Origin of the sequence: Streptomyces sp. NPDC046866 (genome assembly GCF_040704625.1) — a bacterium.
Lineage (GTDB): Bacteria > Actinomycetota > Actinomycetes > Streptomycetales > Streptomycetaceae > Streptomyces.
This window is the reverse complement of sequence record NZ_JBEYXN010000007.1, coordinates 1-16,026: the sequence shown is the minus strand read 5'-3', so window position 1 is coordinate 16,026 and position 16,026 is coordinate 1. Positions and strand designations below refer to the sequence as shown.

Genomic DNA, 16,026 nt, shown 5'->3' with positions numbered 1-16,026 from the left:
TTCGGTCACCGGAGGGTCTCCCTTCCCGGGCGGCGGATCAGGCACCCGAACGCTCGGCGCGGTCCAGTTCCTCGTCGAGTGCGAGGGCCGCGGCGACGAGCGCGAGATGGGTGAAGGCCTGCGGAAAATTGCCGAGCTGCTCCCCGGACGGGCCGATCTCCTCGGCGAACAGGCCGACGTGGTTGGCGTAGGTGAGCATCTTGTCGAACGCGTAGCGCGCCTGGTGCACGCGGCCGGAGCGGGCGAGGGCCTCCACGTACAGGAAGCTGCACAGGCTGAAGGTGCCCTCGGAGCCGCGCAGTCCGTCGGGCGAGGCCGCCGGGTCGTAGCGGTAGACCAGGCTGTCGCTGACGAGCTCGCCGGTCATGGCGTCCAGGGTGCTGAGCCAGTCCGGGTCGGTGGGGGACAGGAACCCGACGCGGGGCATCAGCAGCAGTGAGGCGTCGAGGACGTCGGTGTCGTAGTGCTGGACGAAGGCGCCGCGCTCCTCGCTCCAGCCGCGCTCGGTGATCTGCCGGAAGACGGCGTCGCGGGCCTCGAGCCACCGGGGGAGGTCGCTGGGCCGGGCATGGGCGGTGGCCAGGCGGATCGCCCGGTCGAAGGCGACCCACGTCATCAGCCGGCTGTAGGTGAAGTTCTGGCGGCCGCCGCGGGTCTCCCAGATGCCCTCGTCCGGGCGGTCCCAGTGGTCGCACAGCCAGTCGATGAGGCCGGCGAAGACCCGCCACCCCCGGATGCCGCCCATGTCGTCGCTCTGGGCCATCGCGTACGCGGCCTCACCGTAGATGTCGAGCTGGATCTGGTCGGCCGCCGCGTTGCCGGCCCGGACGGGGGCGGAGCGCTGGTAGCCCTCCAGGTGTTCGAGCACTTCCTCGGTCAGGTGCGGCTCGCCGTCCACCCGGTACATGATCTGCAGCGGCTCCCCGGAGGCGGTGCCGCCGGCCTCCAGCCGCTCGCGCATCCACCGGCGGAACGCGTTCGCCTCGGTGGTGAAGCCCAGGTCGATCAGGGCGCGAACCGACAGCGAGGCGTCGCGCACCCAGGTGTAGCGGTAGTCCCAGTTCCGCTCGCCGCCGATCTGCTCGGGCAGGCCCATGGTGGCCGCGGCGATGGGCGCACCCGTCGGGGCGTAGGTGAGCAGTTTGAGGGTGATCGCTGAGCGGACGACCATCTCGTGCCAGCGGCCCTTGTAGCGGCAGGACCGCAGCCAGTGGAGCCAGAAGTCACGGCAGGCGTCGAAGGCCGCCGTCACCCCCACGACGGTCGGCGGCAGCCCGCCCGGAAGTCCGCTGCGCGCGCCCGGCTCCCCCGTTTCGCTGGTGAGGACCACCGCCGCGCTCTCGCCGGCGCGCAGCGTGAAGCGTGCGGTGACGTCCGAGCCGTCGGCAAGGAGCACGACCGGGGGAGTCGCCTGGACGTGCAGGTCGGTGTCGGGGCCGTGGAAGACGAAGCTGCCGTCGTCGAGGGGGTCGAGCGTGTGCGGGGCCCGGCCGTAGTCGAAGCGCGGCCGGCACAGCAACTCGAACGGCAGGGCCCCGCGGACGACCCGGGCGACCCGGACCAGCCGGTGCCGGGCGGCGGGAGCGGGCGAGGAGATGGGCTCCATGAAGTCGATGACCTCGCCGACGCCCTCCGGGGCCATCACCCGGGTGACGAGGATCGGCGTGTCCGGCAGGTACAGCTGGCGCACCGTGGCCTGGTGCCCGCCGGGGTCGGCGGCGAGGCGGCAGCGGCCGCCCCGGTCGCTGTCGAGGAGCGACGCGAACAGGCTCGGCGAGTCGAACCGCGGCGTGCACCACCAGTCCACCGTCCCGTCGGAGGTGACCAGCGCCGCCGTCTGCAAGTCGCCCACCAGGCCGTGATCCGCGATCAGGGGGTAGTCGTTCATGGACCCTCCTGCCAGGAGACCGCTGCGAAGGCGAGACCGCTGCGAAGGCGCGGGCGTCGCCGGGCACCTCGACCCTGCACGCTGTCTTCGGGTGAACAGCGGCTCCTCCATGTTCACCTCGGTCGCCGGGGCACCGCATCCCGGAACGGCAGGGGCCCCACGGCAGGGCCGCCGGGGACCTGCCGCTCCGTCCTGGTGGAGCGGGGTCAGGGTTCGCGCAGCCGTACGGCGAGGGCGGCGACGTCGTCGTCGAGGCGGCCCCTGCTGTAGCGCAGCAGGTCCCGGTGGAGGGCCGTGAGCAGTTCACGGGGCGGCGTCGGGGGCTGCCGGCGCATCCAGGCCGCCAGCGGGAAGAACTCGCCGTTGCGGGCGCGGGCCTCGGCGATCCCGTCGGTGTAGAGGAGCAGCAGGTCCCCGGGGCCGAAGGGGAAGGTCTCTACGGTGTAGTGATCGCCGATCAGCTCCGCGAGGCTGAGCAGCGGCGCGGGGGTGGCGGGCTCGAGGACGTGGAGTCGCCCGCGGTTCAGGAGCAGCGGCGGTGGGTGGCCGCAGTTGAGGATGTCGATCCGCCTGCCGTCGTGGGGGATCTCCGCGAGCAGGGCGGTGGCGAAGCGCTCCATCGGCCCGTCGGGGGGAAAGGCGGCGTTGTACCGGCTGCTGCTGGCGTCCAGCCTGCGCGCGACGTCGACCAGGTCGGCCTCGCCGTAGGCGGCCTCCCGGAAGGCGTTGACGATCGCCGCGGCCGCCCCGACGGCCGGCAGGCCCTTGCCCCGCACGTCGCCGATGAGCAGCCGTACCCCGTACGGCGTATCGACCACCTCGTAGAAGTCCCCGCCGATGCGGGCCTCCGCCGCGGCCGCGAGGTACAGCGACTCGATCTCGACGTTCCCCAGGCGGTGCGGCAGGGGGCTCAGCACCACCTGCTGCGCGGCGTCGGCGACGAGCCGTACCTGGAAGAGGGTGCGCTCCCGCTGGAGCCGGAGGTGGCTCCCGTACGCGGCGGCCACGGTGACCGCGACGATCCCGGCGGCCGTCCACCACGTTCCCAGATCCGGGAAGACGAGGCTGAGGCCGATCATCAGGAAGAGGCAGACCGTGCCGAGCAGGACGGTGGGAAGGACCGGCCACATGGCGGCTGCCAGGGCCGGCGCCGCAGGCAGGAGCCGGCTGAAGGCCATTTCCGGCGGAGTGGAGTACGCCAGGCTGGCGATGACGATGGTCAGGATGACCGGCGACAGCCGCACGAGCCTTCCCGGGCCGGGGCGCCGACGGAACCGCGGTCGTCCAGACTCGATCACACTCCACAGAATATCCACGTAATCAGGGCATAGCGCTCTGAAGGATCTGAATGCCGCCATCGACCCGGCCCGATCGAACGAACGCACGATAATCGTTCCGCGCGCCACCCGGCCGGTCACATTCGCCGCCAAGGGCTCCCCCGGTGGTCAACTCGCGTGCCATCATGGGACGTTGTGGCTAAGGGGGAGGCTATGGCGAGCACCGCTGTCCGCGTGCGCCTGAAGCAGGGCGCGAGCGAGAGCGACATCGGGGCGCTCAAGGCGTGGCTGGAGCGGGAGCACAAGCTCGAAGCGCTCAGGGACGCGGGCGGCCTGGAGATCAGGGAGCGGGCCGGGACGGCGGACGGGCCCGGCAGCCCGATGGGCGCCGGGCTGGAGATCGTGCTGGTGCTGATCGGAGCAGTCGCACCGAAACTGTTCGACGAGGTGTACGAGCAGGTGAAGAGCGGCGTGCGCGCATGGCAGGAGAACCGCCGTTCCGTGGAACGGGGCGAGCCCCCGGAGGCCGAGGTCACGCGCGACGGCGACGGGAGATAGCCGGTGGCGCGCTTCGACCCCCGGGGGAAGGTGAACCGCGCGCTGCTCGTCGGCGTACCCGAATACGCCTTCAAACAGCCGGAGCACTCCACCGGGGTGCCGGGCGACCTCAAGGCGGTGGAGCACAACCTGGCGGAGCTGGAGAGCTCGCTCGTCGAGGGCGGGTTGTTCACCGAGGAAGACGTCGTCGTCGCCCGTCCGCGCACCGTGGACGAGTTCGACCGCCGGCTGGGCGCCGCGGTCGAGGCGGCCGAAGGACTGCTCCTGCTCTACTTCTCCGGCCACGGAGCGGTGCCCAGCACCGGTGACGAACTCTGGCTGCTGATGCGGCGGGCGACCATCGTCCCGGGCGCCGAGTCCGTGTTCCTCGGCGCGGTGCCCTGGAAGAGCGTCCTCACCGTGCTCTCCCGCAGCAGGGCGGAGCGGGTGGTCGTCATCCTCGACTGCTGCTACGCGGGAAACGCCTCGGCCGGGTGGGACGCGCTCCCCACCGCGCAGCGGCAGCGGACCTGTCTGCTGATGAGCGTGCAGGCCAACAACCGCATCGACGCCGGTGACGACGACACGCCCACGCCCTTCACCGGGCAGCTCGTCCGCTTCCTGCGCGAAGGCCTGCACGGGCAGGGCGGCGAGGTCGGCTTCGGCGAGCTCGCCGACCGGCTCGGAGCCCACATGTCCGCGCACCACACGACGCTGCGCGAGCCCCCCGAGCCGTGGGAGCCGCAGAGCCGCTCGGCCCCGGGCGCCGACGTCCTGCTCGCCGCCCCCTCCCCGCGTCAGCCGGACGCGCCCGCGCCGGACCCCTCCGGCGACCCGGGGACAGCGGGCGGCGGCCCGCAACCGGACGAGAGCCGGCTTCCCGGGCCCCGCCCCGGCCGCCTGGGCCGGCTCATCGGGCTCGGCCGCCTCGGCGGCCCCGGCCTGCTCGGAGGCCCCGGCGGCCCCGGCGGTCTCACCGGGCGGCGGATGGCGGCCGTCGTCGGCGTGCCCGTGGCGATCGCCGGCCTCGTCATCGCCACCCTCGCCGTCATCGACGGCGGGAACGGGGCGGCGTGCAGGCCGCCCCTCGAAATCCGGCTGCTCACCGACCCCGACCTCGAACCGACCGTCCGCAGGGCGGCGGAGGCGTACCTGACCTCGCCGGAGAACCTGACCGACGGCGGCGCGTGCCGGCGCAGCGGCATCACCGTCTACAGCGCCGGATCAGCCGCCGCGGTCGCCGCGTTCAACCGGCAGTCCGACCCCTGGCAGCGACCGTCGGGCGACGCCGACAATCCGCAGCGCGACATCGGCCCCCAGCCGGACGTGTGGATCCCGGCGGTGTCCGCGGACGTGGACCGGGCCCGCTCCGCCACCACCGAGCGGACGTACGTCGAGCTGGGGCCCGACCCGGAGCCCTTCGCGTACTCGCCGCTCGTGCTCGCTGTTCCGCAGGACCTGGCGGCCGAGGCGGTCTCGGAGCGGGTCGGAAGCCTCGCGGCCCTGACCGCCGCCCTGAGGTACCGCGCCGACATACGGCGTACGGACCCGGAACACACCGACGCCGGCCTGCTCGCCACCGTCGGCCTGTACGGCACGGCACAGCCGGACCCGGCCGCCGCCGAACACAGCGTCGCCCAGAGCGGACCCCCTTCCCGTACGGGTGCCGACCTGCTGTGCACCTTGCCCGCCGGCGACGCCGACGGGCGGACCGCCGCCCTGCTGCCGGAGTTCCTGCTCCACACCGGAACCGGCTGCGACAGCGTGACCCGGGTCCGGCGCCTGGCCGCGTACCCCGCCGACGTCCCCGGTCTGAGCCCGACGTTCGTACGGGTGCGCTGGCGGGGAGCGGGCCGGGACCAGGAGGCGCGCAGCGATGCCGTGGAGCGCTTCCACGACTGGCTGACCGGCAAGGCGGCGGCCGGAAAGAACGCGGGCGGGAACGCGGGCGGGAAGAAGGGCGACCAGGCGTCCGCGGCGGCGGCCCGGGGCGGACTCGCCGTCTTCGGCAGTGACGGCTTCCGCAGCGCGTCGGGCCCCCACCGGCCCCTGGACCCCGGCATCGCCTTCAGCGGCTTCGGCGCCCTGGACAACCCCGGACCGCTCACCGCCACCGTCCTGCCCTCGGCGATGACCAAGGCGCTGAAGGACTACCGCGAGGCCAACGGGCCCGGACGGGTGCTCTTCCTGCTGGACTCGTCCGGATCCATGGGAGCCCTGTGGGAGGGGCCCGGCGGTGCGCCCGGCATCATCGGGCAGTCCCTCGCCGGCCTCGGCGAGCGCGACGAGTACGGCGTCTGGGGCGTGGCGGCCGAGCCGGGCGGCGGCCGGGCGTACAGCGAGGTGCTGTCGTTCGGCACGCACGAGCGCGAGCAGGCGCGCCGCACGATCGACACCGCCGCCAAGGTCAAGGACCTGGAGGCGGACCCGTACCAGGCACTGGTCGCAGCCCTGGACGACATGGCGCGGCGCGGCACCGACGACCACCACCCGCAGCTGATCGTCTACATCACCGACGACGAGGACAACAACCGCCTGACCGAGGGCGGCCGCCTGGGCACCCTGCTCGCCCTCGTACGGCAGAAGAAGATCCCGGTGGTCATGGCCTCCCTGGACAGCGGCGGCTGCGACAAGGGCAAACCGGACGCGGCGGTCTCGGAGGCGAGCGGCGGCCGCTGCCTGGACACCAAGGGCGATCTGGTCGCCCGCCTGCGGGACGAGGTCGCCAGGACCGGAACGGGGGGCGAAGGATGAGGCACGGCCCGCTCAGGCACGGCCCGCTCAGGCGCGGCGCGACCACCGCTCTGGTGCTCCTCGCCCTGCTGCCCACCGCCGGATGCGACGGCGGGGACGACCCGGCCGGCGGCCAGGCCGCTGCCGCGGCCGACACCCCGGGCGAGATCGTGCTGGCCAGCGGCCGGGACGTGACCGGCAAGGGAGGCATCCGCCAGCAGCTGATCGACGCCTGGAACGCGGAGCAGGAGCGCAAGGGCTCCGGCTACCGCGCCCGCCTCGTCGAGCTGCCCGGCTCGGCGGACCAGCAGCGCAGCCAGCTGCTCGGCGCGCTGCAGTCCGGCAGCGCCGAGTACGACGTGGTCAACCTCGACGTGACCTGGGTGCCGGAGTTCGCCGCCGCGGACCTCGTCCAACCGCTCCCCGACGGGCTGGTCGACGCCGACGTGGTCAAGTCCGTCGCCGCCACCGCCCGCTGGAAGGACAAGGTGTACGCCGTTCCCTTCAACAGCGACGTCGGGCTGCTCTTCTACCGCCGCGACTACCTGAAGGGCGCGGGCATCACCGACCCCGACCTCCGCAAGGGCACCCGCTGGCCCGCGGTCCAGCAGCTGATCGGCGCCCTCGACGGCGCGGGCGCCGGCAGGAGGCCGCCCGAGGCCTACCGGAAGGGCTGGACGGCGCAGCTCGACGCCTCCTACGAAGGCCTCACCGTGAACGGCGTCGAGGCCTTCGCCTCCGCCACCGACGACTTCGCCCTCACCGACGAGGACGGCCGCTACGCCGGTTCCGTGGACGGCCTGAAGGCCGGGCTGGACGAGCTGCGCAGCCGCACCCAGGCCGCCTACACCCTGCCCGACGCCGTCCACTCCGACGAGGCGGACACCCTCACCGACTTCGCGGCCGGCCGCACCGCCTTCCTGCGCCACTGGCCGTACGCCTACCGCACCCTCCACCAGTCCCTGTCCGAGCAGGAGCTCGGCGTGGCCCCGCTGCCCGGCAGAGCGGTCCTGGGCGGCCAGAACCTGGCGGTGGCCCGGGGGTCGCAGCGGACGACCGCAGCCCGGCAGCTCATCGAGTTCCTGACCGGCCGGGAGAGCGAACGCTGCCTGCTCGACGCGGGCTTCGCCGCCACCCGGTTCTCCGCGTACGAGGACGACAAGCTGACCTGCACGGCGGCGAAGCCGGCGGGCCAGGCCACCGCGGCCCCGCCGAGCGAGCGCACCGACCGCATGCCGCGGGACGCCCACGGCCGCCCCGGCTACGCTCGCGGGACCCTGCTGCCCGCCCTGGAAAACGCCGTCCAGCGGCCCCGCACCCCCCTGTACGGCGCCTTCACCCGGACCTTCGCCGCCGAACTGGCCCGGCTCCAGGGCGACGACCCGCCCTCCGACGCCCAGCTCGCCAAGGACCTCGACACCAGGCTGCGCAGCGCCCTCCCACGACGCTGACCCCCGGACCGCTCACCCCAGACGGAGCAGCCGCGCGCCGACGGAGGGCTCGGCCAAGGCCTTCCCGACGGCCACCGGCACGCTCTTGGCCCCCTCGCCCTCACCGGCCGTCAGGGTGGCGACCTCCGTGCCGGCCTTCGCCCCGTGCGGCAGCGGCGAGGTGCCGGCGGCGAGGGTGAGCTTGAACTGCTGGCCCGGAACGCCGATCACGGTCAGGTCCCTGGTGGCCACGAGCGGCGTGCGGCCGCCCAGGCCGTCGTCCACGTGCCCGACCGTGTCGCCCTTGCGGACGACCGGAGTGGAGGCCAAGGCCGTCCGCACCGCTTCGATGATCTTCCTGCTGTTCACGTGGGCCAGGGCCAGACCCTTGGTCGCGTTCGGGTCCGGACCGTCCACGCGCTGCTCCATCACCGTCCCGAGGATCAGCGGCGTCTCGTCGCCGACCGACTTGTACGCCGCCCACAGCAGCGCACCGCCGGCCGGCGTGCTGGATCCCGTCTTGATGCCGCGGACGCTGAGGCCCTGCACGCTGAGCAGCTCGTTGTTGTTGATGAGGGGCTGGGGCAGCCCCTTGATCGGTGCGCTGGGCATGGCGACGATCGTGCGGAAGACCTCGTCCTTCATCACCGCCTCGGCCAGCTTCAGCTGGTCGGTGGCGGTGCTGACCGTGCCGGCGTCCAGGCCGCTGGGGTCCGTGTACGTGGTGTCCTTCATCCCGAGGTCCCTGGCAGCGGCGTTCATCTTCCCCACGAACGCGGCCTCGGAGTCGCTGCCGGTGTCCCAGCGGGCCAGCAGCCTGCCGGCGTTGTTGCCCGACGGGATCATCAGCATCTTGAGCATGTCCTGCTGGCTGAACTTCGCACCGGCCGTGAGCCCCTTGATCCGGGACTCGTTCTCGGCATTGCCCTCGGCCACGGCCTTGGCGTCGACCGTGATGTCGGGACCGGGTTCGTTGGTGCGCAGCGGGTGGCCCTTGAGGATCACGTACGCCGTCATCACCTTGGCCATGCTGGCCGTCGGGACGGGCTTCTGCTCACCGAACGTGCCGACGTCGCCGGAGCCGGGGACGCGCACGGCCCCCTGGCCCTGGGCGGGCCAGGGGATGGAGAACTGCCCGTCGACCGTGTGCAGGGTCTGCGCGGCGACCAGTCGGGGGCCGGGCAGCGGACGCAGCAACTGGGCGCCTGCGCAGGCCCCCGCGAGGAGCAGCAGGATCGGCGTCCACACCTTGACGCGCCGCAGCGCCGTCCGGCGGGGCGTCTCCGGCGGGGCAGGGGTGTTGGTGAGCTCGGCCAGCAGATCCAGCGGCGCCTTGGGCGTTGCGGGGGCGGGTGCCGGCGCGTCGAGCGGCTTCGGGGCGACGAGCCGACTGGTCCGCTCGGAGTCGCTCTCCGCGCCCCGAGCCCAGGCGGGCGCCCTGCGGCCGCCCTCGGCCGCGGTGTCGGTGTCGGTGTCGGTGGCGCTCCGGGTATCGGCCCCGGTCCCGGCGGCCTCGGCGTCGGCTGCGTCGGCGCCCTCGGCCCGGACCGAGGGCCGGTCTTCCGCGTCCGCCACTGCGCGGCGCGCGGTGCTGCCGTCCCCGGCCGCGTCCGTGGCGGCGGGGTCGGGGCGGTCGGACGCGCGCAACGTGACGGTGCGCGAGTCCTCGCCCCGGCGCTCGGCGCCGGCCGCCGAGGCGGGGGACTCCGCCTCCCCGGCCGCGGGCCCGCCACCGGGCGCGTCATCCCGCTCGGGCTCGGCATCCGCCTCGGGCGCGGGCCCGCCCGAGGCCGGGTCCTCCTCGTCGGCCACGGCGTCACGGGCGCCCCCAGCCCCGCTCCCGGCCTCATCACCCGGCGCCGAAGCCTCGGGCCGGGCATCGCCCTTGCCCCCGGCACCGATGCCCGCGTGGTCGCCCCCCTCACCGGCCTCGCCACCGGCGCCCGCCCCGGCTTCCGCGTCCTCCTCGGCCTCTGCCTCGGCCTCTGCCTCTGCTTCGGCTCCCGCGTCCGCTTCCGTGTCCGCGTCGGCCTCGCCCTCTGCCGCGGCTTCTGCGTCTGCTTCCGTGTCCGCCTCGGCCTCGGCCGCCTCGTCCGCTGCTGCGTCCGCCTCCGCGACCCCATCCGCCTTGGCTTCTGCGTCTGTTTTCGTGTCCGCCTTGGCTTCCGATTCCGCTTCCGCTTCCGCCTCAGCGTCCTCATCCGCCTTGGCTTCCGTGTCCGCCGGCGCGTCCCCGTCGGCGTCCGCGTCGGCATGCGCGTCCGCACCGTCCACGGGCTCGGCACCCGCGGGCGAGGGCTGGGGCTTGACGTCCTCCGTGCCCTCGGGCTGACCGCCCGGTGCGTCGGCCTTGCGGGTGACCGGCGCGCCGTCGGCGCCGTCCGCGCCGTCCGTGTCCGCCTCCGTGTCCTTGGTGGTCCCCTCGCGCTCCGGGTCCTCCGGAGAACCGCCCGCCACCACCGATATCGCCTTCATCCCAGCCCCGCCTTGCCCCTCACAACAACTCTCCAGACACGGTGCGGCGAGGCCCCTGGGGAACCCCGCCGCACCCATAGATGTGCGCAGCGCGCGAAACGTTCCCTCTGCTGGATCGCGTGGCCTTTCGACGCGCAGCACGGCGCAAAAGGGGTGCCGGCGCCACTCCTCCCGGCCCGAGCGGGCGAAGAATTATTGAACGTGTTCAGCCGTGCTGTCACAATGGGGCCCACTCCGCCGACTGGGCGGAGCGAGCGGTTCGCCGTGCCACGAGGGGGGTTGGCCGTGCATCAGAAGCGGTCGTACGGCCGGATGCTGCTCGTTTCGGCGTTGACGGGCTGCCTGGAGGTCGCGCTCGCCGTCGTGGTGGTCCTCCTGTACGTCCGGACGCAGCCGCCGCCGGACACCCCGACCGACAACGCCGCCCTGCTGGGCGGTTTGCTCTCGTTCGGGGTGATCGTCGCCGTGCTCGCGTTCCTGTTGTCCGCGCTCTTCGTACTGCCGGCGGTGGCCTTGGCCGATCTGCTCGGCCGCCGGATCGGCGGGCGCGAGGCGTGGTGGTGGGTGCCGCTGGTGACGGCGGTCCTGGTGGCACCGCCGATCGCGGTCTTCGAGGCGTACAACCGCGTGGAGGTGCGTCCCGTGCTGGTCTTCTGGGCGGTGGCGACGGCCGCCCTCTCCGCGGGCGGCCTGGTCGCCCGCTCCCGGCACCCGCGACCGGTCCGGCACGTGGCCCTGTGGGGCACGGGGCTGGTCGCCGCAACGGGCCTCCTCGGCGCACTCGGGCTCACCGCCGGCCTGCTGCCCGCCTACGAGCCGCCGGCGATCGGCCCCGCGACCATGGCCGGTACCTGGATCGACCACACCAGCGGAACGCTGGTCTTCACCCCGGACGGCCGGGTCACGGCCTCCGGGGTGGGCGAGCACGTCCCCGACGACCACCCCAGCGGCCCCTCGCGGCGGTGCTCGGGCTCCGGCACCTGGTCGTTCGAGCCCGGGCGGGACGTGTGGAGCCAGGAGGTCCGCGTCCTCGTACCGGGGTGTTCCCGGACGGCGTGGAGAGTCGGCGGCACCGAAGGGCAGCCGCGGATCTACCGGTACGTCGGCCGCCCGGGCTCCGGAAACCGGTACCAGTTGCGCAAGGCCACCGGCGGCCCCTGACCCCCCGGCTGCTCCCGCCCCGCCGCCCCGCGCCCGTGCAGGGCGGGGCGGCACATTCCCCACGGCCATGACACGGCCCGCCCGGCACTACACAATTGAGCTCAACCAGGCGGCGGGGGGAGAGTGTTGATGAGCCGGGGTCTGCGCATCGGCATAACGGCGGGTTTCGTGGTCCTGGCGGCGTGCGCGCCGCTCTACGCCCCGTACTACACCACGATCCTCGTCTGGGAGTTGCGGAAGTTCTTCGCGTGGCTGGCCCTGCCGCTGCTGGCGGCGGCGTTCGTCGCCCTCGTGGCGCTGGGGCGGTGGCTCCTTCGCAAACGGAGCGGCGAGGCCGCCGCCGAGCCGAGCGGCGTCCTGCAGGCCCTCGGCTGCCTGAGCGTCATCGCCGGCCTCGGACTCGCGGTCTTCTGGCTGATCTACGGCACGTACCTGCAGGACCGCGCCTACATGGCCCACACGCAGGTGGTGACCGAGCCCGTGCCCGCGCTGGCGCCCCGCGCCCCCTACCTCGTCGGCAAGGCCCAGGCCGCCCCGCACCTGGGCGACGTCACGGGTGAGATCTCCGACATCACGTACCTGCCCGACTCGGACAGGTTCGCCACCCTCGTCGAGCGGAGCGGCTGGCTGTCGGGGTACGAAGTCGGCCTCGTGCAGGAGGTCCCGCTCGGCGGCACCAGCCGCGCGCAGCAGCGCTGCGCGTTCGACGTGGACGTGGCGGACGCCCGCATCAGCGGCTGGTTCAGCCACAACCTGGGCCGGAAGATCTCCTCCCGGAAACGCTGGGTCCGCTTCGAGGCCCGCGATGCCTACGTGACCTGCTCGGGCGACACCCCCGTCGTGGTCGTCCCCCTCAAGCGCCAGACCGGGCTCCTGGTCCTGACGGAACGCCCCGCCGGAGTCGCCCTCTACGACGGGCGGACCGGCAAGGTCACCATCACCACCGACACGGCCTCGGTCCCCGGCCCCTCCTATCCGCTGAGCCTCGCGGCCCGGCAGCGGGAGGCGACCGCCGCCGTCGGCAGCTTCGCCGACTGGTGGTTCGAGCGCAGCGGCTGGGACGCGTCCGAGGACGGCGCGAACGAGGGGAACGACTCCGAGTTCACCCTGCACTACGGCGACGCGAGCGGACGCAGCGCGTACGTCACGCCCCTCACGCCGCAAGGAGAAGCCAGCTCGGTCGTCGCCGTGTCGACGGTGCCGGTGCGCCACCAGGGCGGCCAGCTGGCGCCCCTGACCGTGCACCGGCTCGATCCGACCTGGTCCTCGCCCCAGGCCCTCGTCGCGCTGATCAAGGCCGAGTACCGGGACGTCTGCTGCTACAACGACGACAGGGTCTTCGAGGTGGTCCCCACCGGCGGCAGCACCTGGACCGCCACGATCGGCAGCGAACAGGACATCCGCTACCGGGTGGAGGGCAAGGGCCAGGTCGGGGGCCGCGAGGCGACCTGCCTGAAGGCCGCCGACGGCGCACTGATCCGCTGCGCGTACGCGGCGCCCGGCTCGCCGGAGGAGCAGGAGCTCAAACGCCGAGAGGACCAGAAACAGAAGGACAGGCCCCCGGCCGACCCGAACCTCGGCGACCTCACCGCCCTGAGCCCCGAGCAGTTGGCGGAGCTGAACCGCCGCATCAACGAAGAGGTCAACCGCCGTCTCAAGAGCCGCTAAGCGTCCTCGGGGGCGTCCGGGCCGACGCCGGCAAGCGAGGCCCGGTGCCGCGACCGGACCTGCCGGACCACCACCCACAGCCGCGCCAGTGCGGCCGCGGTCCCGGCGCCGACGGGTAGGAGCGGCCAGAACGCGGGGCCGTTCCCGAAGGCCGCACAGACCAGGAGAACGAGAACGGCTGCCACTGCGACGAGGAACCCGAGCAGGCAGGGCCCGGACCGGTCCTGCCGCTCCCACCGCGCCCTGCCGCCGACCGAGGCGAGCCGTGCGGCGGCGGCCACAGCGAGGGCGATCAGATACCCCATGAGCAGCGGGTAGAGCACGAACAGCGCGAGGTCCCACGACGCGGGGTCCCAACCGGGCCACACCTGCCGCCCGTCGACCTCCACGATCCGCCCCCGCCACATGCCCGCCACGACCCGCTGGCCCTCGCGGAGACCGTGTGCGGCCCCGCCCGGTACGCCGTCCACCGTCTTCAGCCCGTCACCGACACGGAGTCCGACGGTGTACTCGGTGTGGACGAACCGGCTTCCGCTGCCGCCGTCCTGGCCTCCGCCGCTCCTCCCGGACTGCGTGTGCGGTGTCAGCTCCGTCACGGTCGCTTCAGCCGTGCGCAGCGATCCGTTCGCCCGCGCGAGGGCGACGGCCGTCTCCTCGTAGGTGCGTACGGCGAGCAGCGCGATCAGGGCAGCCATGGCGAGGCGGAACACCGCGCGCGCCACCCGGCGTCTCAGCGTCTCGGTCCGTTCCTGCATCAGGTCCCCCCACGCGCAGTGCGGCGAGGACAGCGGGAAGCTGCCCTCGCCGGATCACACGCCGCACACGCGGGCCTGGTTGCGGGACCCGCGGGAGACGGCCCGGCCGGCGGCCGGGCCGTCCCCCGTCACGGCTGGGGGAGCGGGGAATGCGGTGCCGCCCCCCGCTCGGGCCGTCAGTTGACGTTGACGGCCTTCCAGGCGGCCGCCACCTGCTGGTACTCGGCGCCCGTCGAGCCGTACAGGTCGGCCGTGGCCTTCAGGGTCGCCACGCGGGCACCGGCGTAGTCGGTCGTCGACGTCATGTAGGTCGACAGCGCCTTGTACCAGATCTTGTACGCCTTGGTCCGGCCGATGCCGGTGACGGTCGAACCGTCGTAGGTGGGCGAGTCGTAGGAGACCCCGTTGACCGTCTTCGCCCCGCTGCCCTCGGAGAGCAGGTAGAAGAAGTGGTTGGCGACGCCCGAGGAGTTGTGGACGTCGAGCCGGCCCACCGTCTTGGACCAGTAGTCGGCGGAGGCGCCGTCCTTGCTCGGCTTGTCCATGTAGCGCAGCGGGCTGCCGTTGCCGCGGATGTCGATCTTCTCGCCGATCAGGTAGTCGCCGGGGTCGGCGGCGTTGTTGGCGAAGAACTCCACCGAGGTGCCGAGGATGTCGCTGGTGGCCTCGTTGAGACCGCCGGACTCCCGGCTGTAGTTCAGCTTGGCCGTGGCGGCGGTCAGGCCGTGGCTCATCTCGTGGCCGGCGACGTCCAGCGAGGTCAGCGGCTTCTGGTTGTTCTGGCCGTCTCCGTAGGTCATGCAGAAGCAGCTGTCGGACCAGAAGGCGTTGACGTAGGCGTTGCCGTAGTGGACGCGGGAGTAGGCCGCCTTGCCGTCCCCGGCGATGCCGTTGCGGCCGAGTTCGGTCTTGTAGAAGTCCCACGTGACCGCTGCGCCGTAGTGGGCGTCGACCGCTGCGGTCTGACGGTTCGACGGGCTGCCGTCGCCCCACGTGTCGTCGGCGTCGGTGAAGAGGGTGCCCGTGGCGGTGGACGTGGCGCCGTTCAGGTCGTAGGTCTTGTGGCCGCCGCGCGCCGTGTCGGTGAGGCTGTACGCCGACCCGCTCGGGGCGGTGCCGAGCGTGACGGTGCCGGAGTACTCGCTGGTGCCGGTGCCGGTGTCGATGGCCTCGTACGAGTAGAGCTCGGCGCCGGTGGCCGCGTCCGTGATGACGTGCCGCTCGCTGGGGGTGCCGTCGGGCTGGGTGCCGTTGACCACCGCCTCGTAGGCGAAGACCGGCTGACCGGTGGCGGCCCACACGACCTGGCGGGCACCCGCGGGGGCGGCCCGCAGGGCGGAGCGGGCGCCGGCGGGGGCTATCCGGGCCTCGACCGCCTTGGTGGTCTTGCGGCTGCCGTCCTTCTTCTGATGCACGATCAGATCACCGCCGAGGACGGGAAGACCCGCGTAGGTGCGCTCGTAGCGGGTGTGGACCGTACCGTCCGCGTCCTTGATGACGTCACGGGCGACGAGGCGCTCCTCGTCGGCCAGACCGATGGCGCGCGCGGTGTCGGCCGCCGCGTTCTGCGCCGCGCTGATCGCCTGGGCGCGCGCTCCGTCCGAGAGCACGACGGCGGTTGCACCCGCCTCCCGCTCGGCCGACGCGCTGGCGGAACCGCTCTGGAAGGCGATGGCGACCATGGCCGCCGAGGCGACGATGGCAGCGGCACGCAGCGCGCGGGGGGTGGGGGATGAGGACATGGGGGATCGCTCTCCTTGATAGCCGTGGGGGACTGGCTGAGAGCGTGCCAGCAAGTCGAGCGAAATGGCAGGTACGCAACAAGGATTTGACCTGCCGTTGTCCGTTGAGCGGGGGACATGGTCCGCTCAACGAACGAAAACGGTGCATTCCGCTTGCTGTGGAAGGGGGTTGTCCGCCGCCGCTGCGGGCGGGTCGAAGCGGTTATGTCGTGTGCATGACAAACACGCGCGCCCATCGGCGCCGCGTCACAGCGAGGTCGGCCCGGCGTACTGCCGGGGCGGCCGCCGGGAACCCCGATCCCCGGGGGGGGCGATGTCCTGCGGGAGCCGGGGGGCGGGGGGGGTGTAAGGGTTGAGGGT

The 16,026-nt window shown here is 73.3% G+C and carries 10 protein-coding genes; 5 read left to right on the top strand and 5 right to left on the bottom strand.

Going from position 1 to position 16,026, the window contains the following annotated elements; translation table 11 throughout:
* Window positions 1-37: 37 nt before the first annotated feature.
* A complete protein-coding gene (locus AB0953_RS13050; RefSeq protein WP_366859517.1) occupies window positions 38-1,888 on the bottom strand; it encodes a glycoside hydrolase family 15 protein in 1,851 nt (616 codons plus the stop codon).
* Window positions 1,889-2,094: 206 nt separating this feature from the next.
* Window positions 2,095-3,132 carry a PP2C family protein-serine/threonine phosphatase gene (locus AB0953_RS13045; RefSeq protein ID WP_366859516.1) on the bottom strand — a complete coding sequence of 346 codons (1,038 nt, stop codon included), beginning with the start codon at window positions 3,130-3,132 and terminating at the stop codon, window positions 2,095-2,097.
* Between the two features lie 246 nt (window positions 3,133-3,378).
* Here AB0953_RS13045 and AB0953_RS13040 point away from each other — a divergent pair, with 246 nt between their 5' ends.
* Genes AB0953_RS13040 through AB0953_RS13030 form a run of 3 tightly spaced genes read left to right on the top strand, consistent with a single transcriptional unit; the run spans window position 3,379 to window position 7,886 of the window.
* The gene (locus tag AB0953_RS13040) at window positions 3,379-3,723 is read left to right on the top strand and encodes a hypothetical protein (protein ID WP_366859515.1); all 345 of its coding nucleotides are present in this window, start codon (window positions 3,379-3,381) and stop codon (window positions 3,721-3,723) included.
* A gap of 3 nt (window positions 3,724-3,726) precedes the next feature.
* A complete protein-coding gene (locus AB0953_RS13035; protein WP_366859514.1) occupies window positions 3,727-6,456 on the top strand; it encodes a VWA domain-containing protein in 2,730 nt (909 codons plus the stop codon).
* Window positions 6,453-7,886, top strand: a complete 1,434-nt coding sequence (locus AB0953_RS13030; RefSeq protein ID WP_366859513.1) for an extracellular solute-binding protein — start codon at window positions 6,453-6,455, stop codon at window positions 7,884-7,886. Before AB0953_RS13035 ends, AB0953_RS13030 begins: the two co-directional genes overlap by 4 nt.
* Before the next feature lie 12 nt (window positions 7,887-7,898).
* On the opposite strand, the gene AB0953_RS13025 is transcribed toward AB0953_RS13030, so the two are convergent.
* Window positions 7,899-10,340, bottom strand: coding sequence for a serine hydrolase (locus AB0953_RS13025; protein ID WP_366859512.1), 2,442 nt, complete (start codon window positions 10,338-10,340; stop codon window positions 7,899-7,901).
* Window positions 10,341-10,625: 285 nt separating this feature from the next.
* Between AB0953_RS13025 and AB0953_RS13020 the strand changes: the two genes are divergently transcribed.
* Both AB0953_RS13020 and AB0953_RS13015 read left to right on the top strand, forming a co-directional pair.
* Window positions 10,626-11,501: a hypothetical protein gene (locus AB0953_RS13020; protein ID WP_366859511.1), complete on the top strand. Its 876-nt coding sequence runs from the start codon at window positions 10,626-10,628 to the stop codon at window positions 11,499-11,501.
* A gap of 129 nt (window positions 11,502-11,630) precedes the next feature.
* On the top strand, window positions 11,631-13,169 hold the full coding sequence (locus AB0953_RS13015; RefSeq protein ID WP_366859510.1) for a hypothetical protein: 1,539 nt from the start codon (window positions 11,631-11,633) through the stop codon (window positions 13,167-13,169).
* Here AB0953_RS13015 and AB0953_RS13010 read toward each other — a convergent pair.
* Together AB0953_RS13010 and AB0953_RS13005 are read right to left on the bottom strand one after the other, a co-directional pair.
* The gene (locus AB0953_RS13010) at window positions 13,166-13,924 is read right to left on the bottom strand and encodes a hypothetical protein (RefSeq protein ID WP_366859509.1); all 759 of its coding nucleotides are present in this window, start codon (window positions 13,922-13,924) and stop codon (window positions 13,166-13,168) included. The genes AB0953_RS13015 and AB0953_RS13010 overlap by 4 nt on opposite strands.
* Before the next feature lie 176 nt (window positions 13,925-14,100).
* Window positions 14,101-15,666, bottom strand: a complete 1,566-nt coding sequence (locus AB0953_RS13005; protein ID WP_366859508.1) for a M4 family metallopeptidase — start codon at window positions 15,664-15,666, stop codon at window positions 14,101-14,103.
* Window positions 15,667-16,026 lie beyond the last annotated feature (360 nt).

Excerpts from the sequence above, each read along its gene's own strand:
- AB0953_RS13050 (WP_366859517.1), bottom strand. The coding sequence starts at position 1,888 with ATGAACGACTACCCCCTGATCGCGGATCACGGCCTGGTGGGCGACTTG.
- AB0953_RS13030 (WP_366859513.1), top strand. The coding sequence starts at position 6,453 with ATGAGGCACGGCCCGCTCAGGCACGGCCCGCTCAGGCGCGGCGCGACC.
- AB0953_RS13025 (WP_366859512.1), bottom strand. The coding sequence starts at position 10,340 with ATGAAGGCGATATCGGTGGTGGCGGGCGGTTCTCCGGAGGACCCGGAG.
- AB0953_RS13015 (WP_366859510.1), top strand. The coding sequence starts at position 11,631 with ATGAGCCGGGGTCTGCGCATCGGCATAACGGCGGGTTTCGTGGTCCTG.
- AB0953_RS13005 (WP_366859508.1), bottom strand. The coding sequence starts at position 15,666 with ATGTCCTCATCCCCCACCCCCCGCGCGCTGCGTGCCGCTGCCATCGTC.
- AB0953_RS13010 (WP_366859509.1), bottom strand. The coding sequence starts at position 13,924 with ATGCAGGAACGGACCGAGACGCTGAGACGCCGGGTGGCGCGCGCGGTG.
- AB0953_RS13040 (WP_366859515.1), top strand. The coding sequence starts at position 3,379 with ATGGCGAGCACCGCTGTCCGCGTGCGCCTGAAGCAGGGCGCGAGCGAG.